Genomic DNA, 20226 nt, shown 5'->3' with positions numbered 1-20226 from the left:
GAGCGAAAGCGCCGGACGGACAGGTGGGCCTCCACCTGTCCAACATGAAATAATCCCACCAGCGTCAAGCAACTGGAGCCCGACGCCCCATGACGAAAATCCCCGTACATCTCGACATTAACGGCACACATCATCACCTGGAACTCGAACCTCGTGTCACGCTGCTCGACGCCTTGCGCGAGCGGCTCGGCCTGACCGGCACCAAGAAGGGCTGCGACCACGGCCAGTGCGGTGCCTGCACCGTCCATATCGACGGCGAGCGCGTGCTGGCTTGCCTGACGCTGGCGGCGCAAGCCGAGGGCCGCGCCATCACCACCATTGAGGGGCTTGCACGGGAGGGCGAACTGCATCCCGTGCAGGCTGCCTTCCTCGAGCAGGACGCCTTCCAGTGCGGTTATTGCACCCCGGGCCAGATCATGTCGGCGGTGGCCTGCATCCGCGAGGGCCATGCCGGCTCCGACGAGGAAATCCGCGAATACATGGCCGGCAATCTCTGCCGCTGCGGCGCCTATCCGCACATCGTCGCTGCTGTGCGCCAGGCAGCCCTGGAGGTCGCATCATGAGGGATTTTTCCTATCTTCGCGCCACGTCGGCTGAGACCGCACGCCAGGCGGCGGCCCTGCCCGGCGCCATGCTGATTGCCGGCGGCACCACGCTGATCGACCTCGCCAAGTGCGGCGTCGCCGAACCCGACACGCTGGTCGACATCACCCATCTCAAAGGCCTCGACCGGATCGAGGTGAACGAGCGCGGCGCCACCATCGGCGCGCTCGCCAAAATGGGCCATGTCGCCGACCACGCCGACATCAAAAGCCACTTCCCCGCCATCTCCGAAGCGCTGTGGCAGGCCGCCTCGGCGCAGATCCGCAACATGGCGACCATCGGCGGCAATCTGATGCAGCGCACGCGCTGCCCCTATTTCCGCGATCCCGCGAATTTTTCCGCCTGCAACAAGCGCACGCCAGGCAGCGGCTGTTCGGCGATCGGCGGCGTCACCAGGGGACATGCGGTGCTTGGCACCAGCGAGGCCTGCATCGCCATGTATCCCGGCGACCTCGCCACTGCGCTGGTCGCCTTCGACGCAACAGTCCATCTCGGTGAGCGTAGGCTTCTGGTGGACGACTTCTTCCTGCTGCCCGGCACCACGCCGGACAGGGAGCATGCGATCGAGCCGGGCGAGATGATCACCGCCATCGAAATCCCCTCATCCGCCGCCGCCCGCCGCTCGACCTATCTGAAGATCCGCGACCGGCAATCCTATGAATTCGCCGCCGCGAGTGCCGCGGTCGGCATCGAATTCGAGGCCGATGGGCGCACCATCCGCGACCTGCGCGTGGCGCTTGGCGGCGTTGCCGCGAAACCATGGCGGGCGCGGGCCGTCGAAGCCGCTTTGAAAGGCAAGGTGCTGGAGCCGGAAGCCGTCCGTGCCGCCAGCCTGCTCGCCGTCGAAGGCGCCGTCGACCATGGCGCCAACCACTACAAGATCGAGCTCGCGCCGCGCGTCGTCGCCAGGGCCATCCTCAAATTGGGAGAGACGGCATGACCGTTCACAACATCAGACATGGCGATGCTTCGGATGGCGTACTGGCGGAAGCCGTCGGCGGCCGGCTGTCGCGCGTCGACGGCCCGGCCAAGATCACCGGTGCCGCCAAATACGCCGTCGAGCAGCAGCTCGAAGGCCTCGCCTACGCCGTGCTGGTCGAAAGCACGATTGCCTCAGGTAAGGTGCGCGCGATCGACATCGCACAGGCAGAGGCAGCGCCGGGCGTGCTGCAAGTGCTGACACCGGACACCATCATCAGCCTCAGGACCGCATCCGACTGGTTCGGCACGCCGCCGCCCGACAAGCCTTATTGCCCACTGGCGCGCGACATCACCTTCTCCGGCCAACACGTCGCGGCAGTTGTCGCCGAAACCTTCGAGCAGGCGGTCGCCGCGGCGGCCCTGGTCGAGATCAGCTATGACGAGACGCCGGCGATCGTCGACCTCAGCGACGGCAAGGCCGGCGACGGCATTCCGATCGACGCCATGACCAAGGAATGGGGCAATGCGCCCGCCGCTTTCGCCGCCGCGCCGGTGCGGATATGCGCCGCCTACAACACGCCGCGCGAATACCAGGCGCCTATGGAGCCGCACGGCCTGATCGCCCGCTGGGAAGGCGATCATCTCACCGTGTGGGAGCCGAGCCAGTGGCTCGACGGCATGGCCCGCACCTATGCCGAATGGTTCGAAGTGCCGTTCGAGAATGTGCGGCTGGTCTCGCCCTACATTGGCGGCGGCTTCGGCTCCAAGGCGCTGGCGCTCAGCCATGGCGCGGTGGCCGCAAGTGCCGCCAAAATGCTGGGCCGGCCGGTGAAGCTGGTAATGACGCGGCCGCAGACCTTTACCGGCTATGGCGGCCGCGCGGCGACCCGGCAGACGGTGACGATCGGCGCCGACCATGACGGCGTGATCCAGTCGATCGTGCATCGCGGCGTCAATGAAACCTCCATCGACGGCATGTGGGTCGAGCCGCTGGGCTCGGTCACCTCGATCATGTACGCAACGCCGAATTTCTCCTCCAAGCAGAATGTCGTGCGGGTGAATTCGGTGGTGCCGGGCGCCATGCGCGCGCCGGGCGAAAACCCCTCGGCCTTCGGCATCGAAAGCGCCATCGACGAGCTTGCCTATGAGGTCGGCATCGATCCGCTGGAGATCCGGCTGCGGAACTATGCCGAGCAGGACCCGCACGCCAAAAAAGCCTGGTCGACCAGGCAGTTGCGCGAGGCTTTTGCCGCAGGCGCCGAGCGCTTCGGCTGGGCCAGGCGCTCGCCAAAGCCGCGCTCGATGCGCGACGGCAATCAGCTGATCGGCTGGGGCGTTGCCGCCGGCACCTATCCGGTGCGGCGCGCCTATGGCGAGGCTGTCGTGCGCATCCTGGCAAACGGTTCGGTCGAGGTCGAAAGCTCCTCAATCGACATGGGCCAGGGCACCTACACCATCCTGGCGCAGACCGCCGCCGAGACGGTCGGCGTGCCGGCCGACGACGTGGTGGTGAAGCTCGGCGACTCCCGCTTCCCCCGCGCCGGCGTCACCGGCGGCTCGCGTCTGGCGGGCGTGATGACCGGTGCCGTCTACAAGGCCGCGACCTCGGCGCTCGACCAGCTGGTGGGGCTAGCGATCAGCGATCCGCGCTCGCCATTCCATGCGCTGCAGGCCAACACGCTGGTCGTCGCCAATGGCCGCATCGGCTCACCGCGCGGCGACGGCCCCGATATCTCGATCGCCGAACTGCTCAAGAGCGTCGGCCGCGACCATATCGAGGCGACCGGCGACACCATGCCGGCCAATTCGACGGCCGACGACCGCTACAAGAACTACACCACCATCGCCATGGCGTTGCCGCACACCGAGGGCGACTATTCCCGCCACTCCTGGTGCGCGCATTTCATCGAGGTGCGCGTCGACGAGGATTTCGGCACGGTGCGCGTGTCGCGCGTGGTGTCGGCGCTGGATTCGGGCCGGCTCTACAACCCGAAGCTCGCCGAAAGCCAGTGGAAGGGCGGCATCATCATGGGCATCGGCCAGGCACTGCTGGAGGAAGGCATCATGGACCGCCGCCACGGCCGCATCGTCAACAACAACCTTGCCGACTACCTCGTGCCGACCAATGCCGACATCCCCGACATCGAGGTAATCTCCGTCGGTATCCCCGACCTGCACTCCTCGGTGCTCGGCGGCAAGGGCGTCGGGGAGCTCGCCATCGTCGGCGTCGCGCCGGCGATCGCCAACGCGGTATTCCATGCGACGGGAAAGAGGATCAGGGACCTGCCGATTACCTTGGAGAAGTTGATTTAGACAGAGGCGTGGTGCGAGGCGCACCCCTCTGCCCTGCCGGGCATCTCCCCCTCAAGGGGGGAGATTGGCAGCTTTGGCGCTCCGCCAGCTCTACAGCCTTGATCATTGGCGAAGACGATGAAGCGAATGATCTCCCCCCTTGAGGGGGAGATGGCCGGCAGGGCAGAGGGGGCGGCCAGGCGCAAACCTCACCACTCCAACCCGAACACCAGCTTGCCGAAATGCAGGCCGCCCGCGGCCATGTGGGCGTAGGCTTCGGCCGCATCATCGGGTGAAAACACCTTGTCGACGACCGGCGCGATCCCGGCAGCGCCGATGGCGCGGGCGGCGTCGCGAAGGTCGGACACCGACCCGGTGTTGTTGCCGATCACCTTCAGTGCCTTGATGATGATCGGCAGCAGGTTGATCGTGGCCTCGGCTCCGGTGACGAAGCCGATGGTGAACAGCGTGCCGCCGGGTGCGGTGGCGTTGATGGCGCGGGCGAAGGTGGCGGTGCCGCCGGTTTCGACGACGAGGTCGGCGCCGAGGCCATCGGTCAGCTCCAGCACCTTGCCGTCCCAATCTGATGTCGCGCGGTAGTTGATGAGATGATCGGCGCCGAGCGCCTTCGCCCGCTCCAGCTTCTCGTCCGACGACGAGGTGATGATGACGGTGGCGCCGGCGGCCTTCGCCAGTTGCAGGGTGAAGATCGAGACGCCGCCGGTGCCGAGCAATACGACGACCGAGCCCGGCCCGACATTGGCGGCGCGGATGGCGTTCCAGGCGGTGGTGCCGGCGATCGGCAGCGTCGACGCCGCCTCGAAGGAGAGATGCGCCGGCACCGGCACGATCGAATTGGCCGGCAACGCGACATATTCGGCCAGCGACCCAGGCAGCGAGATGCCGCGCATCTGCGTCATCTCGTAGGGCCGCGGCCGGCCACCGATCCAGCGCGGCTTGGCATGGGCGACGACACGATCGCCAGCGCTGAAACCCGTAACGCCCTCGCCCAGCGCGACGATCTCGCCGGCGCCGTCGGCGACAGGGATCAGCGGAAAGCTCGGTCCGGGATAATTGCCGCTCGCCACCGCGACATCGACAAAATTGAGGCTTGCCGCACGCTGGCGGATCAGCACCTCGCCGCGCTGCGGTTCGGGTGTGGCGACAGTGGCGGCGCGGAAGGCGTCGAGCCTGGCTTGGCTCAGTTCGATGGCTTTCATGGTTTCACTCCGGTGGGACGATTGATGGTTGAGTGAACCTATCTGCTGCGCTATTTCTGGATAATCATTCCATTTTGCATTTGAGTACTGCGAAACATGCAGCAATCTTACGAGCCTGCGGCCCTTGCCGAAATGGCGGCCTTCGCGGCCATCGCCGAGGCGCGCTCCTTCACCAGGGCGGCGGCGCGTGTCGGGCGTGACGCGACCATCCTGTCGCGGCGCCTGCAATCGCTGGAGGAACGGCTGGGGGTCAGGCTGCTCCATCGCACGACGCGCAGCGTGTCGCTGACCGAGGCGGGCGCCGAATTCCTGGTGCGCGTGCGCGCCATCCTCGCCTCCGTCGACGAGGCCGAGGCCGCCGCGTCGGCGCATGCCGGCGGCGGCCCGCGCGGCCTGCTCAGGCTGGCGCTGCCTGGCACGTTCGGGCGCATGTGGATCGGACCGCTGCTGCCGCAATTCCTTGCCGAATTTCCCGATATCCGCATCGAGGCAGAATTCTCCAACCGTTTCGCCGATCTGGTCGCCGAGAATTTCGACGTCGCCGTGCGGCTCGGCGCGCTGGAGGATTCGCGCCTGGTGGCGCGCAAGGTGGCGACACGGCACCGGCTGCTTTGCGCCGCGCCCGCCTATCTTGCCCGAAGAGGCAGGCCGCGGACACCGCAGGCGCTGCTCGAACATTCCTGCCTGGGCTTCAGCGGCTTCCAGACCTTTCCAGTCTGGGAGATGACCGACCGCGAGGGCCGGCGCGCGCGCGTCGAGGTTTCCGGGCCGTTGGTCAGCGACGACGCCGAGGTGTTGGTTCAGGCCGCCGTGCAAGGCGTCGGCCTGATGATGAGCACCGACTGGCTGATCGGCCGCGAGCTCGCCGACGGACGGCTGGTGCCTGTGCTGGAGGAGTGGACCCTGGCCGACGAAGGCGCGGTCTATGTCGTCGTGCCCTCGGCCAAGGGACAAGCCGCCAAGACCCGCGCCTTCGCCGACTGGATCACCAAGCGATTTTCGCCGGAGCCGCCGTGGCGAGGGTGAGGTGCCGCCATTCGGTTTTCGCCAATCTCCCCACCTATCCTGGAAAATCCCAGTTCGACCGGTTCAGGACAGCGCTGGGTGGAAGAATCTCTTCGGGCTTGAGCTCTCGGCGCTGAACCTCATCGGCGACAAATTCCTCACGTGGCCCCCACGCTCCACCACTGCCGATTTTTAGCGGGATTTTGTCCTGCGTCAGACATTGCGAAAGGTTTATGTCAAACGTACCCGGAGCCATGTCGAACCAGTCGCACGCCTCGCCGAGAACACTGTCCGTGCGCCCCATGCTCTCCGGGATGACATTGCGGCCGAGGTGAATAGCCAGCGAATCTCCGGGCCGGCATTCCGCGCATATGGAGAGCCGCTCAAACGCGCCGCCCTTGGCGGCCCTGAAGGATAGTGCCTGCCCCGTTTGGTCATTGCGGATATTCAGGGTTCGCCGTCCATCGGGATACGATATTTCATCGTAGGTCCACGGATCGTGCCGCCGCAATGCCCTGACCGCACCTTGCCATTGCATGTGCATGGCAAAATCCGGCGGGCGCTTGACTGCGGTTGCTGCTTGGGGTGGCTGATCGAAGTGCAGCCATTGGGCAACGTCCAATAAATTGGCAGGCAGTTCGACCTCCTCGGCGGACACGGGGCGGCGTTCGAGTCTGACAATCGCCGTTGATTGAAACAGCGAGCCGTTCACAGACACCCTGGTGGCAATCTCGATACCATCAGCAGTCAGGCAACTCAGCCATTGCAGTTGAGGGGCCTGCTTGTCTGGATCGCGCCGCACAACTTCCCGCACGTCGCATCGTTCGCCGGCATGCGTCTCGGTCTGGCCGGTTTTGGTTACTGCGCGAATTCGTTCGTAGGATGTCGACGTCTCACGGTTTATCGAAACAGAGGAATAGTTTGAATCCTTGCTGAATGAGACTGTTATTTGCTTTGCCGGATTTGCGTAGATGACAGTCCCCAGTTCGTCCACACGGACCCAGCCGTCATGATGTGTGACGATCCTCGTATGGGATCCGGTCGAATTTCCCGATGGTTGCACCGTCATGGTCGCGACATAGTCGGGGACGTCGGCGGAGGGCGCATAGGGGATGTCGCCTGCCCGCGCCGCGGAACCTGCAAGAACGAGAGCGGCCATGATCGACAATCTCATCATGGGTTCTCCCCCGCTTGCCACGCAGCTGCCAGTCGAACAATTCCCAGCAACAGCGGCTATTTTGCGACTGGTTTCTTACTTTGCCCCACCCTGCCCCTTCATGAACTGGCTGAGCAGATCCACCGGCAGCGGGAACACCACAGTGGACGAGCGCTCGCCGGCGATGTCGTGCAAGGCCTCGAAATAGCGCAGCTGCATGGCCTGCGGTTCGGCTGCCAGCATGCGGCCTGCCTCGACCAGTTTCGCCGCCGCCTGCTGCTCGCCATCGGCATTGATCACCTTGGCGCGCCGCAACCGCTCGGCCTCGGCCTGCTTGGCGATGGCGCGGATCATGCTTTCGTTCAGGTCGACATGCTTGATCTCGACATTGGAAACCTTGATGCCCCAGGCATCGGTGCGTTGGTCGAGAATCTCCTGGATGTCGCTGTTCAGCTTGTCGCGCTCGGCCAGCATCTCGTCGAGTTCGTGCTTGCCGAGCACCGAGCGCAGCGTGGTCTGTGCCAGCTGGTTGGTGGCGGCCATATAGTCCTCGACCTGGATGATCGCACGCTCGGCATCGACGATGCGGAAATAGAGCACCGCGTTGACCTTCACCGAGACGTTGTCGCGCGAAATCACGTCCTGCGGCGGCACATCCTGCACCACCACCCGCAGGTCGACCTTCACCATCTGCTGCACGAAGGGGACGAGGATGATGAGGCCGGGACCCTTGACCCCGGTGAAGCGGCCGAGCGTGAAAACCACCCCGCGCTGATATTCCCTGAGGATACGGACGGCCGCGGACAGGAACACGACCACGACCAGTGCAAGCAGCAGATAGGCGACGTAACCGATGCTCATTGTCTTGCTCCATTCTCTCCCGGATCGCGCCGCCGCACGGTGAGCACGAGGTCGCTGATGTCGGTGACCTCGGCACTGTCGCCGGCGGCGATCGGCCCGTCGGCCTTTGCCCGCCAGCGCTCGCCCAGAGCCAGCACATGGCCCTCGCCGCCCTGCCAGTCGAGGATTTCGACGGGCAGGCCGCGCATCGCCTCGCCGCCGACGCGCGGCGGGTTCTTGCGCGCCGCCCAGACATAGGTGCCGGTCAAGAGCGCCAGCCCAAGCGTCAGCGCGGCGGCGGGACCGATGACGGCCCAGGACATGGCAAAGCCCGGCCCCTCTACCCGCAGCAGCATGGCGGCGCCGAACAGAAAGGCAGCCACGCCGCCGAGCCCAAGCACGACGGTGGGATTGAAGGCCTCGATGACGAGGAAGGCGATGCCGAGCAGCATCAGCGCAAGGCCGGTATAGTTGATCGGCAAGAGGTTGAGCGCATAGAGCCCAAGCACGAGGCAGATCGTGCCGATGACGCCGGGCGCGATCGCGCCGGGACTGGTGAACTCGAAGATGATGGCGTAGACGCCGACCAGCATCAGGATGATGGCGATGTTCGGATCGGTGATGACGGCAAGCAGCCGGATGAACCAGCCGGGCTCCAGCGTCTCGACCGGCAGCCCCTTGGTCGCCAGAACCACTTTTTTGCCGGCAACGTCGACGGTGCGCCCATCGGCCAGTTGCAACAGCTCGGTGGTGTCGTTGGCGACGAAGTCGATGACATGCTCCTGCAGTGCCGCATTGGCCGACAGGCTTGCCGCCTCGCGCACCGCCTTCTCGCCCCAGTCGCCATTGCGCCCGCGCAGTTCGGCGAGCGAGCGGATCAGGGCGACCGCGTCATTGGTCACCTTGGCCATCATCGCGTCGCCTGCCGGTCGACCGTCCTGGCTCTTCTGATCGCCCTGGTCTTTCTGATCGCCCTTATCGCCGCCCGGGAGCGACGGCAGCCCGCCGATCTCGACCGGTGTCGCAGCACCCAGATTGGTGCCGGGCGCCATCGCCGCGACATGGGTGGCGTAGAGGATATAGGTGCCGGCACTCGCCGCATGGCCGCCGGCCGGCGCGACATAGCCGATGACGGGCACCGGCGAGGCCAGGATGTCGGCGATCATCTCGCGCATCGAGGTGACCAGCCCGCCGGGCGTATCGAGTTGCAGGATGAGGACTTCGGCGTTCCGCTTGGCGGCGACATCGAGCGCTTCCTCGAGCTGCCTGGTGCTCGCCGGCCCGATGGCGCCATCGATGGCGACGCTCAGCGCAACCCTCTCGCTCCCAGCCGAGGAGAAGGGAGAAAATGCAGCCACGGCGACAAAGGCCGCGGCAAGAAGGGCCACCCGCGCGAAGGTCACGCTCAAAGCTCCATGGACTCAATATGGGTGGTGCCCCAGCGAAGTCCAATGGGGGCGAAGTCCAATGGGGGAATTGACGTCGGCGATTGCCGGACGTGGCCGAGCACGCAATCGTCCCCCTGAAGGGGGAAATTCGCGGCTTCAGCGGTCAGAATTTATAGGCGATGCCGATGCGGATATCGTGCGTCGTCAGTTCGATGGCATCCGAATTGAAGGGCGCCCCATCGAAAGTCGAGTGGCGCACGGAGGTGTGGCGGCCGAAATCGGCAAACCGGTATTCGCCGCGAACCAGCCAATTGTCGGTGACGGCATATTCCGCACCGGCGCCCAGCGTATAGCCCGCTATCGTACCCCTGGCGTCGGCATAGGCAACACCGCTGGGAAGATCCACTGTGGCGTGCTTGTAGGATCCCACCGCAAGGCCTGTGGTAACAAAAGGCAGCCACCGATCCATCGCGTAGCCGGCCCGCAGGCGAACGGATCCGACTGAATCCAGCTTGAGCTCGCCGCCAAAGGCAGGGTCGTCAACGCCGAGCGCGCGATAGAGCGTGGTGTCTTTCACGCCGGCGAAGCTGTAATCACCCTCGACGCCAAGAACCAGCCCGCTCTCGAACTGATGGTTGAAGCCGGCATACAGGCCGCCGAGACCACCCGACGGACTGTAAGCCCAGCCGTAGTCGTCGAAGCTGCCCGGCGCGAAGGTTTGCCCGACCCTTGCGTTTCCCCAGGCATATCCGGCTTGCGCGCCGATATAGGCGCCGGACCAGTTATAGGTGGCGGCAACCAGCAGAACTTCATTGGTATCCGCCGCGCAAGCCATGCCGATCGGTGCAAGGATTAGGGCCGTCGCGAGAAGAATGGTTTTCATCGTTTGTCTGCTGTTCCGAAATATTGCGTTTCCCCGCGCGGCAAAGGCGCGCGGGGGCGTTCAGCCTGGCGGCTCAGAACTTGTAGCTGAGGCCGACCCGGACATCGTGCGTCTGCAGATCGACATGCGTTTCCGTGAGCAGACCGGCTGCTATCGAGAGGTCCTTGCTGCCGAAGTCGGAGTAGCGATATTCGGCCCGCGCGATCCACCGGTCGGTGAAGGCGTGCTCGATGCCGGCGCCAACGGTCCAGCCGACATGGGTCTCATCATGGAATGGTATTTGGATGGCGCCGCTGCTGCCAATCGCAGTCACTTCATACTTTGCCGCGGCCACGCCGGCAGCGATGTAGGGCAAAGTCCGATCGAAAGCGTAGCCCGCTCGCAGCCGCGCCGCGCCCGACCACTTAAGTTCGCTCTTAAGCAATGTGCTGAAACCACCGCCACTAGCATCGAGGGGCGTTATCGCGTCGGCATTGCTGTAGGCAATGTCAGCCTCGGCGCCGATCACGAAACGGTTCTCCATCTGGTAATTGGCGCCGATATGAATGCCGCCAATAAAACCGTCCGGATCGACGGGAAGGTTAAGGTCCGAGGCCCCACCGAAGCCGCCGCCGGCGACGAAGAAATTGGATTTTCCGGCCATGTAACCGATGTCGACGCCGGCATAGAGGCCGGACCAGTCGTAGCCGGAAACGGGCGAAACCTCATTGATATCAGCCGCGCACGCCATGCCGATCGGCGCGAGGATGAAGGCCGTAGCGAGTAGGATCGTTTTCATTGTTTGTCTGCCGCCCCAGGGGTTGTGGTTCCCCGCCACGAAAAATGCTCCGCGGCGATCGAGCACCCGGTGTTGCATTGTCCGCCGGCCGCGTCTTGGGCTGGGCCGCACTGGAATTGTCCTGGACGGCGATACAGCGCTTTCCCGAGCGGTGTGGCCATTCAGCCGCAGTCGATTTGGCGTCCGACAGGACTGGCGGCGGTGAGTCTACCTGGCGCCGCTCGGCGTCGAGCCGAAGCGGCGGCGGAAGCAGCGATTGAAATAGGAGACGTCGGAGAAGCCGCTGAGCAGCGCGATCTCGCTGATGCGCATCTGGACGTTGCGCCTGTCGGAAAGCATCCGGTGCGCTCTCTGCAGGCGCAATTCGAGAATGCGCTCGGCAAAGCTCACTCCAGTTTCCTGCAGGAGATCATGGACGTAGCGCACGGAGAGCCGCAACTGCCAGGCGACGCTTTGGGCCGAAATGGCGGGATCGGCGAAATTGTCCCGCATCTTTTGCAGGATGGCCTGCAGCCTTGCCGCGCGCAGGCCGCGCAGGCCCGCGAGTTCCGCGGCCTCGCCCTTGGCGCCGGTCGCCAGGCCGATCAGGTCGACGACCGTTTCGGTGGCATGGCTGACAAGATCGGGCGAGACCAGAGCCGGCCCCGCTTCCAGGAAGCTGCAATAGCGCTTGAGCATGCCGAGCGCCTCATTGTCGGCGCCGACGGTCAACGCCAACCGGTCCTCGACATGCGTGAAGGCATTCTCCAGCACGGCGCGCGGGAGCACCACATTGGCCCAGACATTGTTGTCGCCGCCCGTCATCTGCAATGCCTCCGAAGCCGAGACCAACGCGGCCTCCCCCTTGCCCACACGATAGTCTCGGCCGATCTGGGTGCCGCTGAGCACCGTATCGCCATTGTTGATCAGCAAGAGATAGCCATCACGGCCGTCAGCGGCGATGTTGCTTGCCTTGCGCCTGGCATGCCGGATCGTCCCGGCCATCTGCCCGAGCACCAGTGGTCCGACGGCCGTGGCTTCGATCGCCGCCTCGAACGACAGCTTCTCGGAAATCGTATATTCGACCGACCATATTTCGGCGACGTGGATGTCCTGCCAGAGCGCGAACCGAGCATGATGGTCCAGATGCGGCGGCAGGTCGACCGATGAGAAGACATTCTTTTGCAAGGAACAACCAGACCTTTTTCACACGCGCATATTCACTTTGTTGTGCACCGTATTGGACCAGATGATGATCTGTCCAGAGCCGGAAATACTTCTGCCATGGCCGACAATTTAAGTGCCGTTTTAGACAAGAATTTTCCTCGACGTCGTCGATCTGGCCTGCATGGAGATTTTCGGAATACACGCACAAGCCAGCAAAACCGGCGACGTCCGGCCTCATGCGGTCTCTACGCAGCACTTACCGCCGAGACGGCGATGGGAAGGCACAGCTCGCCCCTACTCCGGCGACGGCACCGGGGGCTTCGAGGTCAGCGCGGTGCCGGCGGCCGCGACAATGACGGCGGCGATGCCGGCCAGTTGCGGCGGGGTCAGGCTCTCGTGCAGGAACAGGAAACCGGCCAGCGCGCCCAGCCCCGGCTCCAGGCAGGTCAGCGTGCCGTAGATGCGCGCCGGCATACGGGTCAGCGCCACCATCTCCAGGAAGAACGGCAATGCGCTTGAAAACAGGCCGACGAGCAGCGCGCTGACCAGGATCGACGGTGCGAGCAGCCCCGCTCCCGCCTGCGCCACGCCGAAGGGCAGCACCAGCACGGCGGCGATCGCCATGCCATAGGCGGTGGTGCGGGTACCGAGCTCGGCGCCTGCCTTCTGGGCAAGCACGATGTAGAGCGCCCAGAAGCCACCGGCCGCCAGTGCCAGCATCACCCCGGTCGGATCGAGCGGCTGCAGCGAATGGATGAAGGGCGACAACAGGATGATGCCGGCCACCGCAAGCGCGATCCAGGCAAAATCGCTGGCGCGCCGCGAGGTCAGCGTCGCCACCAGCAGCGGCCCGGAAAATTCGAGCGCCACGGCGACACCGAGCGGGATCCGGGCAAGCGCTGCATAGAACAGGAGGTTGAGCGCGCAGAGCGTCACGCCATAGGCGACCAGCCACGGCAAGGTGGCCCGCGTCGGCCGCATCTGCCAGGGCCGCAGCACCGCGATCAGCATCAGTGCGCCGATGACCAGCCGCAGCGTCGTCGTGCCTTGCGCGCCGATCTGCGGGAACAGCGTCTTGGCGAAGGTGGCGCCGATCTGGATCGACACCATGGCCCCCATCAGCGCCGCGACGGGCAAGGGCGCCGCTTCGCGATTGGCAACCGGCATCGATGTCACTTCTGTTCACCCTCCCCTGCCGTGCCGGGCATCCGCGCGACCCGGCAGCATGGCTGGCAGCTATGGCCTGCCCGGGCGGGCCTGTCGTGAGGCACGGGACGACAGTCGGCTGGGGCAAGCGCTGGAATGGGTCCCGCAAGTCGGGGAACACCCTTCCGGCCACTCAAGGCATCCGTTGGGCTGCCTGCCTAAGCAGCGGCGGCGGCAGAGCGCTTAAAGACGATGGTGACCCGCGTGCCCTCGCTGGCGCTCGAATTCACGTCGAATTCCGCCTTGGCGTTCTCGGTCAGCGAACGCGCGATCAGCGCGCCGAGCTTGCCGGGCTTGGGCCAGGTCTCGCCTTCGGGCAGGCCGATGCCGTCGTCGGCGATGACAATACGGCAGCCATCGCCGTTGACGATGCTGTGCAGTGTGATCGTGCCGCCGTCGCGCCCTTTGAAGGCATGCTTGAGCGCATTGGTCAAAAGCTCGTTCACCACCAGCCCGGTTGGCATGGCGACGTTGACCGACACCGGATAGGTATCGACCTTCATGTCGAGGCGAATGCCCTCGACCGCATGCGAGTTCATCACCGCCGACGCGATCTGGCTGAGATAGACGCCGAGATCGACCTCGTCCTTGTGATCGTCGCCCGACAGCGTCTGGTAAAGGATCGCCAGCGCGTCGACGCGGCCGGCCAGCCTCTCGAACCGCTTCTGGTCCGGCTCCATCGCGTTGCGCGTCTCCAGCCGGATCAGCGCGGTGATCATCTGCAAATTGTTTTTCACCCGGTGCTGCAATTCGCGCAGCAGCGTGTCCTTCTCGCGCACGCGTTCCTCGACCGTAGCTGCATCTTCGGTCTCGCCATGGGCCGAGACGTCGACCAGCGCCACCAGCCGGAAGCAGACCTTGCCATTGTCGTCCTCGATGACATTGGAGTAGGCGTCAACGATCGCCGGCGTATGCTCGGCCCGCTCCAGCCGGAACGTACCGACAAAATCGGTCTCCTCGACCAACGCTTCGAACAGCGCGCGGTCCTTCTGCTGATGCAGGCCGGTGCCGGAAAGTGCCGCCCAGTGCTTCTGGGCGAGCCTGGCCGCCTTCAGCCCTGACAGCTTCTCGAATTCCGGGTTGGCATAGACGACGCGCTCCTTCGCGCCGAGGTCCGAGACGGCAATGGCGATCGGCACCTGGTCGAGGAATTTCTTGAACTGTTCGCTTTCCAACGCGCTGGCAAGGTCCGGCGTATCGAGCAACTGCTCGACCGCTTCGGCCTTCTGTGTGTCGGATGTCATCTGCGGCGCCTGTGCTGTGCGTGAGCGCCATCAGTATCAGCGATAGGGCGCGCCCGCCATCACAATGCAGGAGGATGCTGGCACCTGCCTCCGCGTCAGGGCGCCAAAATCGGTTTCGCTCGCCCCAGGCCGCCAAGACGCCCGCCATCGGTTCAGCCGCTGAACGACACGCCCCTGCGACGCATCCCCGCCTGCACGCCGCGTACGATCAGCCGGGACAGCATCTCCATGTCCCAGGGCATTCCCGGCCGCCAGACATCCAGTAGCAAGGCGATCCGGGCTTCATCGGCATTGTTCATCACCTCGTGCGGGTAGGTGTCGTCCCACAGCATGCCTTCGCCGTCAGTGATGCGTTTCTCCTGATGGTCGATCATCATGATGGTTGCCGGGCGGCCATCGGCCTGTCGCGGAATGACCAGACCAAGGTGGAACCGCATGATGCCGCGGAAAGGCCCGCGGTGGGCGGGGATGTGCTTGCGCGGCGCGAGGAACGAGATAGCCGCCGATTTGACTTCCGGGCATTCGGCAAGCAAGCGGCTGAGAACCGGCATGCGCGCAAGGTTCTCCGGCACCGCCATATCATAGGCCTTGAGCACGAACATGCGCCAGTCCAGCCCGTCATTGGCTGAGATATCGGCCTGCTCCGGCATGATGTCATGGAAGCGCGGGACCTTGCCCAGATGCACGCCAAGCGCTTCGTCACGGATGTCGCGCCAGGCATTGGTGAATTTCGCCGCGTTCGGAAATTCGGTGGCGGCATCGAGGATCGCCGGTGCGTCTATTCGCTTTTCATAGACACGCCGGATCACATCGGATGCAAGATCGTAGGTATGGGACATCGCATTGCCTCCACCACATTATAAACGGACGGCTACGGGTTGTGCTTACACATTTTGTTCACTGTGGCGTCATCGTCGCCGCCAGCCGTGGCCCGGTCTTGACGTCGACGACCTCGGGCCTGCTGCTGTCGACCGTGCCGTCCCAGCCGCCGCCAAGCGCCTTGTTGAGGGCGATGTAGTTGGTCGCCAGAAGCACGCGGCTTTGCAGCAGTGAATCCTCGGCCGAATAGAGCGAGCGCTGCGCGTCGAGCACGTCGAGCAGGCTGGTCTCGCCAGCCTTGTAGAGCGTGCCTTCGAGGCTCGCCGCCTGGCCATAGGATTTCGCCGACGCGGCAAGCTTGCCGATCCGGATGCGCTCCTGCGCCATCAGCACCAGCGCATTCTCGACATCCTCGAGCGCGGCCAGCACCGACGCGCGGTAGGCGATGAAATACTGGTCGCGCTGCGCGCGGGCGACGTCGGCGGCCGCCTGCAGCTGGCCGGCATTGAACAGCGGCACGCTGAGCGACGGCCCGAACGACCAGCCGATCGACGAATTCTTGCCAAGATCGCCGAGATTGAGCGCCGCCGTGCTGATGTTTCCCGTCAGGCTAACCGAGGGATAGCGCGCCGCCTCGGCCTGGCCGACCTTCGCGGTGTACTGCGCATATTGCCGCTCGGCCATGCGCACATCCGGGCGCGACAAAAGGATGTCGGCGGGAATCCCGGTCGGCATCGGCAGGCGCGGCGACGGGATCGGCTTGCTGCGCTTCAGCCGCTCGCTAAGCGCTGCCGGCGGCCGGCCGGTGAGCACCGCCAGACGATGCACCGCCTCGGCATAGCTTGCCTCCAGCGTCGGCACCGCCGCCTCGGTGCTGGCCGCCTGCCCCATCACCTTGGCGACATCGGCGGCCGTCGCCGACCCGGCCAGCGCCATGGTGCGGGTGAGTTCGGCGGTCTGCCGCTGCGACACGGCCGAACGCCGGGCGAGCGCGATGCGGGCCTGGTAGCCGCGCGCCTGGGTGTAATAGGACGCGACATCGCCGACCAGGGTGAGAAGCGTCGAACGCAACTCCTCTTCCGACGCATCGACGCCGTAGCGCGCCGCCTCGACGCCCCTGCGGTTGGCGCCGAACAGGTCGAGCTCCCAGCTGGCGTCGAAGCCGGCCTGGTATTCTGAGTAGATGGAATTGGTCCCCGAAGTGGTCTCGGCCGACTTGTTGCGCGTCACCGAGCCGGAGCCGTCCACGGACGGCAGCAATGTGCCGGCGCTCTGGCGGTAGCTGGCGCGCGCCTCGCGGATCTTGGCCTTGGCGGTGGCGACGTCGAGATTGCCGGCGACGGCTTCCTCGATCAGCGTGTTGAGCTGCGGATCGCGCAGCCGCTGCCACCATTGCGACAATTGCGCCGGCTGGACGGATTTCGTCGGCTTCTCACTGCTCCAGTTCGCCGGCATCGGCAGGATGGGCGTGCGATAGTCCGGGCCGACGACGCATCCGGCGAGCAGAACAGCCGTAATCATGGGCGCAATGAGCCGCCCCGCGGCCACCGGGCCACGTTCAAAACCTGTCATGGAAAGTTTCCTTATTGCTGGTTGGCCGTCGCCGGCTTCTCGTCCTGTTTGGCCGCCCTGCCCTTGAAGATCCGCCGCACCGTGACGAACAGCAGCGGCACCAGGAACACGCCGATCACCGTCGCCGCGATCATGCCGCCCATGACGCCGATGCCGACCGAGTTCTGCGCGCCGGAGCCGGCGCCACTGGCGATCGCCAGCGGCGTAACGCCGAGGATGAAGGCCAGCGACGTCATCAGGATCGGCCGCAATCGTTGTCGCGCCGCCTCCAGAGTCGCCTCGATGAGCCCCATGCCGGCCGCCTGCCGCTCGATGGCGAACTCGACGATGAGGATGGCGTTCTTGGAGGCGAGGCCGATCGTCGTCAGCAGGCCGACCTTGAAATAGACGTCGTTGGTCTGGCCGAAGAGTGTCGCCGCGGCGAGCGCGCCAAAAATGCCGATCGGCACCGACAGCATGACCGCGAACGGGATCGACCAGCTCTCATAAAGGGCCGCCAGGCACAGGAACACGACCAGCGCCGAAATCGCATAGAGCGACAGCGCCTGGTTGCCCGAAAGCCGTTCCTGATGTGACAGCCCGGTCCACTCATGCGAATAGCCGGCCGGCAGTTGCGCCACCAGCCTGTCGATCTCGTCCATCGCCGCACCGGAGCTCACGCCCGCTGCCGCCGCACCCTGGATCTCGACCGCCGCCGAGCCATTGTAGCGTTCCAGCCTGGGGGAGCCGAATGTCCAGTGGCTGGAGGTGAAGGCCGAGAACGGCACCATGGCGCCGCTGGCATTGCGCACCTGCCATTTGTCCAGATCTTCCGGCTGCATGCGGAAGTTCGCGTCCGACTGCATATAGACCGGCTTCACCCGGCCGCGATCGATGAAGTCGTTGACGTAGTCGCTGCCCCAGGCGCTCGACAGCGTGTTGTTGATGTCGGCGAGGCTGACTCCGAGCGCGCTGGCCTTTTCCTGGTCGATGTCGATCGAGAATTGCGGCTGGTCCTCCTGGCCATTGGGCCTTGTGGCGGTCAGCAGCTTGCTCTGTGCCGCGAGGCCCAGAAGCTGGTTGCGCGTCTGGATAAGCGCATCATGGCCGGCGCCGTTGACATCCTGCAGGTAGAAGTCGAAGCCGTTGGTGTTGCCAAAGCCCTGGATCGCGGGCGGGGCAAGCGCGAAAACCTGCGCATCCCTGATTTTGGAGAAGGCACCCATGGCGCGGCGGGCCACCGCTTGCGCCGACAGAGCCGGAGACTTGCGCTGGCTGAATTCCTTCATCGGCACGAAAGCGATACCGACATTCTGCCCGGCGCCGCCAAAACCGAAGCCGGAGGCCGTAAAGACGCCCTGGACAGCGTCCTTTTCCTCCTTGAGATAATGATCGGTCACCTCAGCCAGCACACGTTCGGTCCGGTCCTGTGTCGCGCCGACCGGCAGCGACACGCTGGTGATCAGGATGCCCTGGTCCTCTTCCGGCAGGAACGAGCTCGGCAGCCGGGCAAACATCCAGCCCATGGCGACAACGATGGCGAGGAAGAGGGCGAGGAAGCGCCAGGACCGGTTGATGATGCCATGTGAGCCGTCACGATAGGCCGTCGTGCCGCGGTCGAAGACGCGGTTGAACCAGCCGAACGGGCCGGTCTGCGTGGCATGGTCCTTGGGCCGCCGCAGGATGGTGGCGCACAGCGCCGGCGTCAGCACAAGTGCTACCAGCACCGACAGCACCATGGCCGAGACGATGGTCACCGAAAACTGCCGGTAGATGATGCCGGTCGAGCCACCGAAGAAGGCCATCGGCACGAACACCGCCGACAAAACGGTGGCGATGCCGACCAGCGCCCCGGTGATCTCGTTCATCGATTTTCGCGTCGCCTCCTTAGGCGACAGATCTTCCTCCTGCATGACGCGTTCGACATTCTCGACCACGACGATGGCGTCGTCGACCAGCAGGCCGATGGCCAGCACCATGGCGAACATGGTCAGCGTGTTGACCGAATAGCCGAACAGCGACAGCACGCCGAACGTGCCGAGCAGCACCACCGGCACGGCGATCGTCGGGATGATGGTCGCCCGCAGATTCTGCAGGAAGATGAACATCACCAGGAACACCAGCACGATCGCCTCGGCCAGCGTCTTGACCACCTCCTCGATCGACAGCCGCACGAAGGGCGAGGTGTCGTAGGGGTAGACGACCTCGACCCCTTGCGGGAAGGTCGAGCTCAGCCGATTGATCGTCGAGCGCACCGCTTCCGCCGTGCTGATGGCGTTGGCGCCGGTTGCCAGGTTGACGGCGACGCCGGCCGCCGGCTGGCCATTGTATCTGGCGGCCGTCGTATAGCTTTCAGCGCCGAGCTCGACGGTGGCGACATCGTTGAGGCGCACCAGCGAGCCATCCGTCTGGCTCTTCAGGATGATGTTGCGGAACTGTTCGGCGGTCTGCAGCCGGCTCTTGGCCGTCACCGTGGCGTTGAGCTGCTGGCCCTTGCGTTGCGGCATGCCGCCGAGCTGGCCGGCCGAGACCTGCGTGTTCTGCGCCTCGATCGCCGAGGCCACATCGCTCGGCATCAGCGTATATTTGGCGAGCTTGTCCGGATCGAGCCAGATGCGCATGGCATAGCTGGAGCCGAACAATTGCGTCGAGCCGACGCCCTCGACGCGCTTCAGCGTGTCGTTGATGGTCGAGTCGACATAGTCGGCAAGATCGGTCGAGTTCATCTTGCCGTCGCTGGAGACGAAGCCGATGACCATCAGGAAGCCGGTCGAGGATTTGGAGACGGTGATGCCGTTGCTCTGCACCACCTGCGGCAGCTGCGACTGCACCAGCTGCAGCTTGTTCTGCGTCTGCACCTGGGCGGTGTCGGGATCGGCCGCGCTGGTGAAGGTCAGCGTGATCGTGGCCGCACCGGTCGAGGTCGAGGTCGCCGTCATATAGTCGAGATTGTCGATGCCGGTCATGCCTTGCTCGATGACCTTGGTCACCGAATTTTCGACCGTCTGCGCGTCGGCGCCGGGATAGGAGGCGCTGATGTTGACCGTGGTCGGCGCGATCTGCGGATATTGCGAGATCGGCAGCGTGGTGAGCGCGAGCAGGCCGCCCAGCATGATCACGATGGCGATCACCCAGGCGAAGATCGGCCGGTTGATGAAGAATGCTGACATCGCC

At 64.9% G+C, this 20226-nt stretch carries 16 protein-coding genes; 4 read left to right on the top strand and 12 right to left on the bottom strand.

Going from position 1 to position 20226, the window contains the following annotated elements:
• The first annotated feature begins 89 nt into the window (after window positions 1-89).
• Genes JN279_RS16590 through JN279_RS16580 form a run of 3 tightly spaced genes read left to right on the top strand, consistent with a single transcriptional unit; the run spans window position 90 to window position 3837 of the window.
• Window positions 90-563, top strand: a complete 474-nt coding sequence (locus tag JN279_RS16590) for a (2Fe-2S)-binding protein (RefSeq protein WP_096448104.1) — start codon at window positions 90-92, stop codon at window positions 561-563.
• A complete protein-coding gene (locus JN279_RS16585) occupies window positions 560-1543 on the top strand; it encodes an FAD binding domain-containing protein (protein ID WP_202353380.1) in 984 nt (327 codons plus the stop codon). The genes JN279_RS16590 and JN279_RS16585 overlap by 4 nt, the downstream gene beginning before the upstream one ends.
• On the top strand, window positions 1540-3837 hold the full coding sequence (locus tag JN279_RS16580; protein ID WP_096448108.1) for a xanthine dehydrogenase family protein molybdopterin-binding subunit: 2298 nt from the start codon (window positions 1540-1542) through the stop codon (window positions 3835-3837). The genes JN279_RS16585 and JN279_RS16580 overlap by 4 nt, the downstream gene beginning before the upstream one ends.
• A 188-nt stretch (window positions 3838-4025) precedes the next feature.
• On the opposite strand, the gene JN279_RS16575 is transcribed toward JN279_RS16580, so the two are convergent.
• Window positions 4026-5036, bottom strand: coding sequence for a zinc-dependent alcohol dehydrogenase family protein (locus JN279_RS16575; protein ID WP_096448112.1), 1011 nt, complete (start codon window positions 5034-5036; stop codon window positions 4026-4028).
• A gap of 96 nt (window positions 5037-5132) precedes the next feature.
• On the opposite strand from JN279_RS16575, the gene JN279_RS16570 reads away from it, so the two are divergent.
• Window positions 5133-6062 carry a LysR family transcriptional regulator gene (locus JN279_RS16570; protein ID WP_096448114.1) on the top strand — a complete coding sequence of 310 codons (930 nt, stop codon included), beginning with the start codon at window positions 5133-5135 and terminating at the stop codon, window positions 6060-6062.
• A 34-nt stretch (window positions 6063-6096) separates the two neighbouring features.
• On the opposite strand, the gene JN279_RS16565 is transcribed toward JN279_RS16570, so the two are convergent.
• The 11 genes from JN279_RS16565 to JN279_RS16515 all read right to left on the bottom strand — a co-directional run bounded on the left by JN279_RS16565 (window position 6097) and on the right by JN279_RS16515 (window position 20222).
• Window positions 6097-7218 carry a hypothetical protein gene (locus JN279_RS16565; RefSeq protein ID WP_096448116.1) on the bottom strand — a complete coding sequence of 374 codons (1122 nt, stop codon included), beginning with the start codon at window positions 7216-7218 and terminating at the stop codon, window positions 6097-6099.
• A 75-nt stretch (window positions 7219-7293) separates the two neighbouring features.
• Entirely contained in the window at window positions 7294-8058 is a 765-nt protein-coding gene (locus tag JN279_RS16560) for a slipin family protein (RefSeq protein ID WP_096448118.1), read from the bottom strand.
• Window positions 8055-9440, bottom strand: a complete 1386-nt coding sequence (locus tag JN279_RS16555) for an NfeD family protein (protein ID WP_096457567.1) — start codon at window positions 9438-9440, stop codon at window positions 8055-8057. Before JN279_RS16555 ends, JN279_RS16560 begins: the two co-directional genes overlap by 4 nt.
• A gap of 148 nt (window positions 9441-9588) precedes the next feature.
• Window positions 9589-10308, bottom strand: coding sequence for an outer membrane protein (locus tag JN279_RS16550; RefSeq protein WP_096448120.1), 720 nt, complete (start codon window positions 10306-10308; stop codon window positions 9589-9591).
• A 73-nt stretch (window positions 10309-10381) separates the two neighbouring features.
• Window positions 10382-11086, bottom strand: coding sequence for an outer membrane protein (locus JN279_RS16545; protein WP_096448122.1), 705 nt, complete (start codon window positions 11084-11086; stop codon window positions 10382-10384).
• Window positions 11087-11293: 207 nt separating this feature from the next.
• Window positions 11294-12253 (bottom strand): AraC family transcriptional regulator, encoded by a 960-nt coding sequence (locus tag JN279_RS16540; RefSeq protein WP_096448124.1) that lies wholly within the window; start codon window positions 12251-12253, stop codon window positions 11294-11296.
• A 273-nt stretch (window positions 12254-12526) separates the two neighbouring features.
• Window positions 12527-13408, bottom strand: a complete 882-nt coding sequence (locus tag JN279_RS16535; RefSeq protein WP_096448126.1) for an EamA family transporter — start codon at window positions 13406-13408, stop codon at window positions 12527-12529.
• Window positions 13409-13596: 188 nt separating this feature from the next.
• Window positions 13597-14682, bottom strand: coding sequence for a histidine kinase dimerization/phosphoacceptor domain -containing protein (locus tag JN279_RS16530; RefSeq protein ID WP_096448128.1), 1086 nt, complete (start codon window positions 14680-14682; stop codon window positions 13597-13599).
• A 152-nt stretch (window positions 14683-14834) separates the two neighbouring features.
• Window positions 14835-15521, bottom strand: coding sequence for an aspartyl/asparaginyl beta-hydroxylase domain-containing protein (locus JN279_RS16525; protein ID WP_096448129.1), 687 nt, complete (start codon window positions 15519-15521; stop codon window positions 14835-14837).
• Window positions 15522-15579: 58 nt separating this feature from the next.
• Window positions 15580-17073, bottom strand: coding sequence for an efflux transporter outer membrane subunit (locus tag JN279_RS16520; RefSeq protein ID WP_202353379.1), 1494 nt, complete (start codon window positions 17071-17073; stop codon window positions 15580-15582).
• Window positions 17074-17084: 11 nt separating this feature from the next.
• Complete coding sequence (locus JN279_RS16515; RefSeq protein WP_096448133.1) at window positions 17085-20222, bottom strand: efflux RND transporter permease subunit; 3138 nt, start codon at window positions 20220-20222, stop codon at window positions 17085-17087.
• Between the last annotated feature and the right edge of the window lie 4 nt (window positions 20223-20226).

It is taken from the genome of Mesorhizobium sp. 113-1-2, from assembly GCF_016756475.1.
GTDB classification, from domain to species: domain Bacteria; phylum Pseudomonadota; class Alphaproteobacteria; order Rhizobiales; family Rhizobiaceae; genus Mesorhizobium; species Mesorhizobium loti_C.
This window is presented reverse-complemented; position numbering and strand designations above follow the sequence as displayed.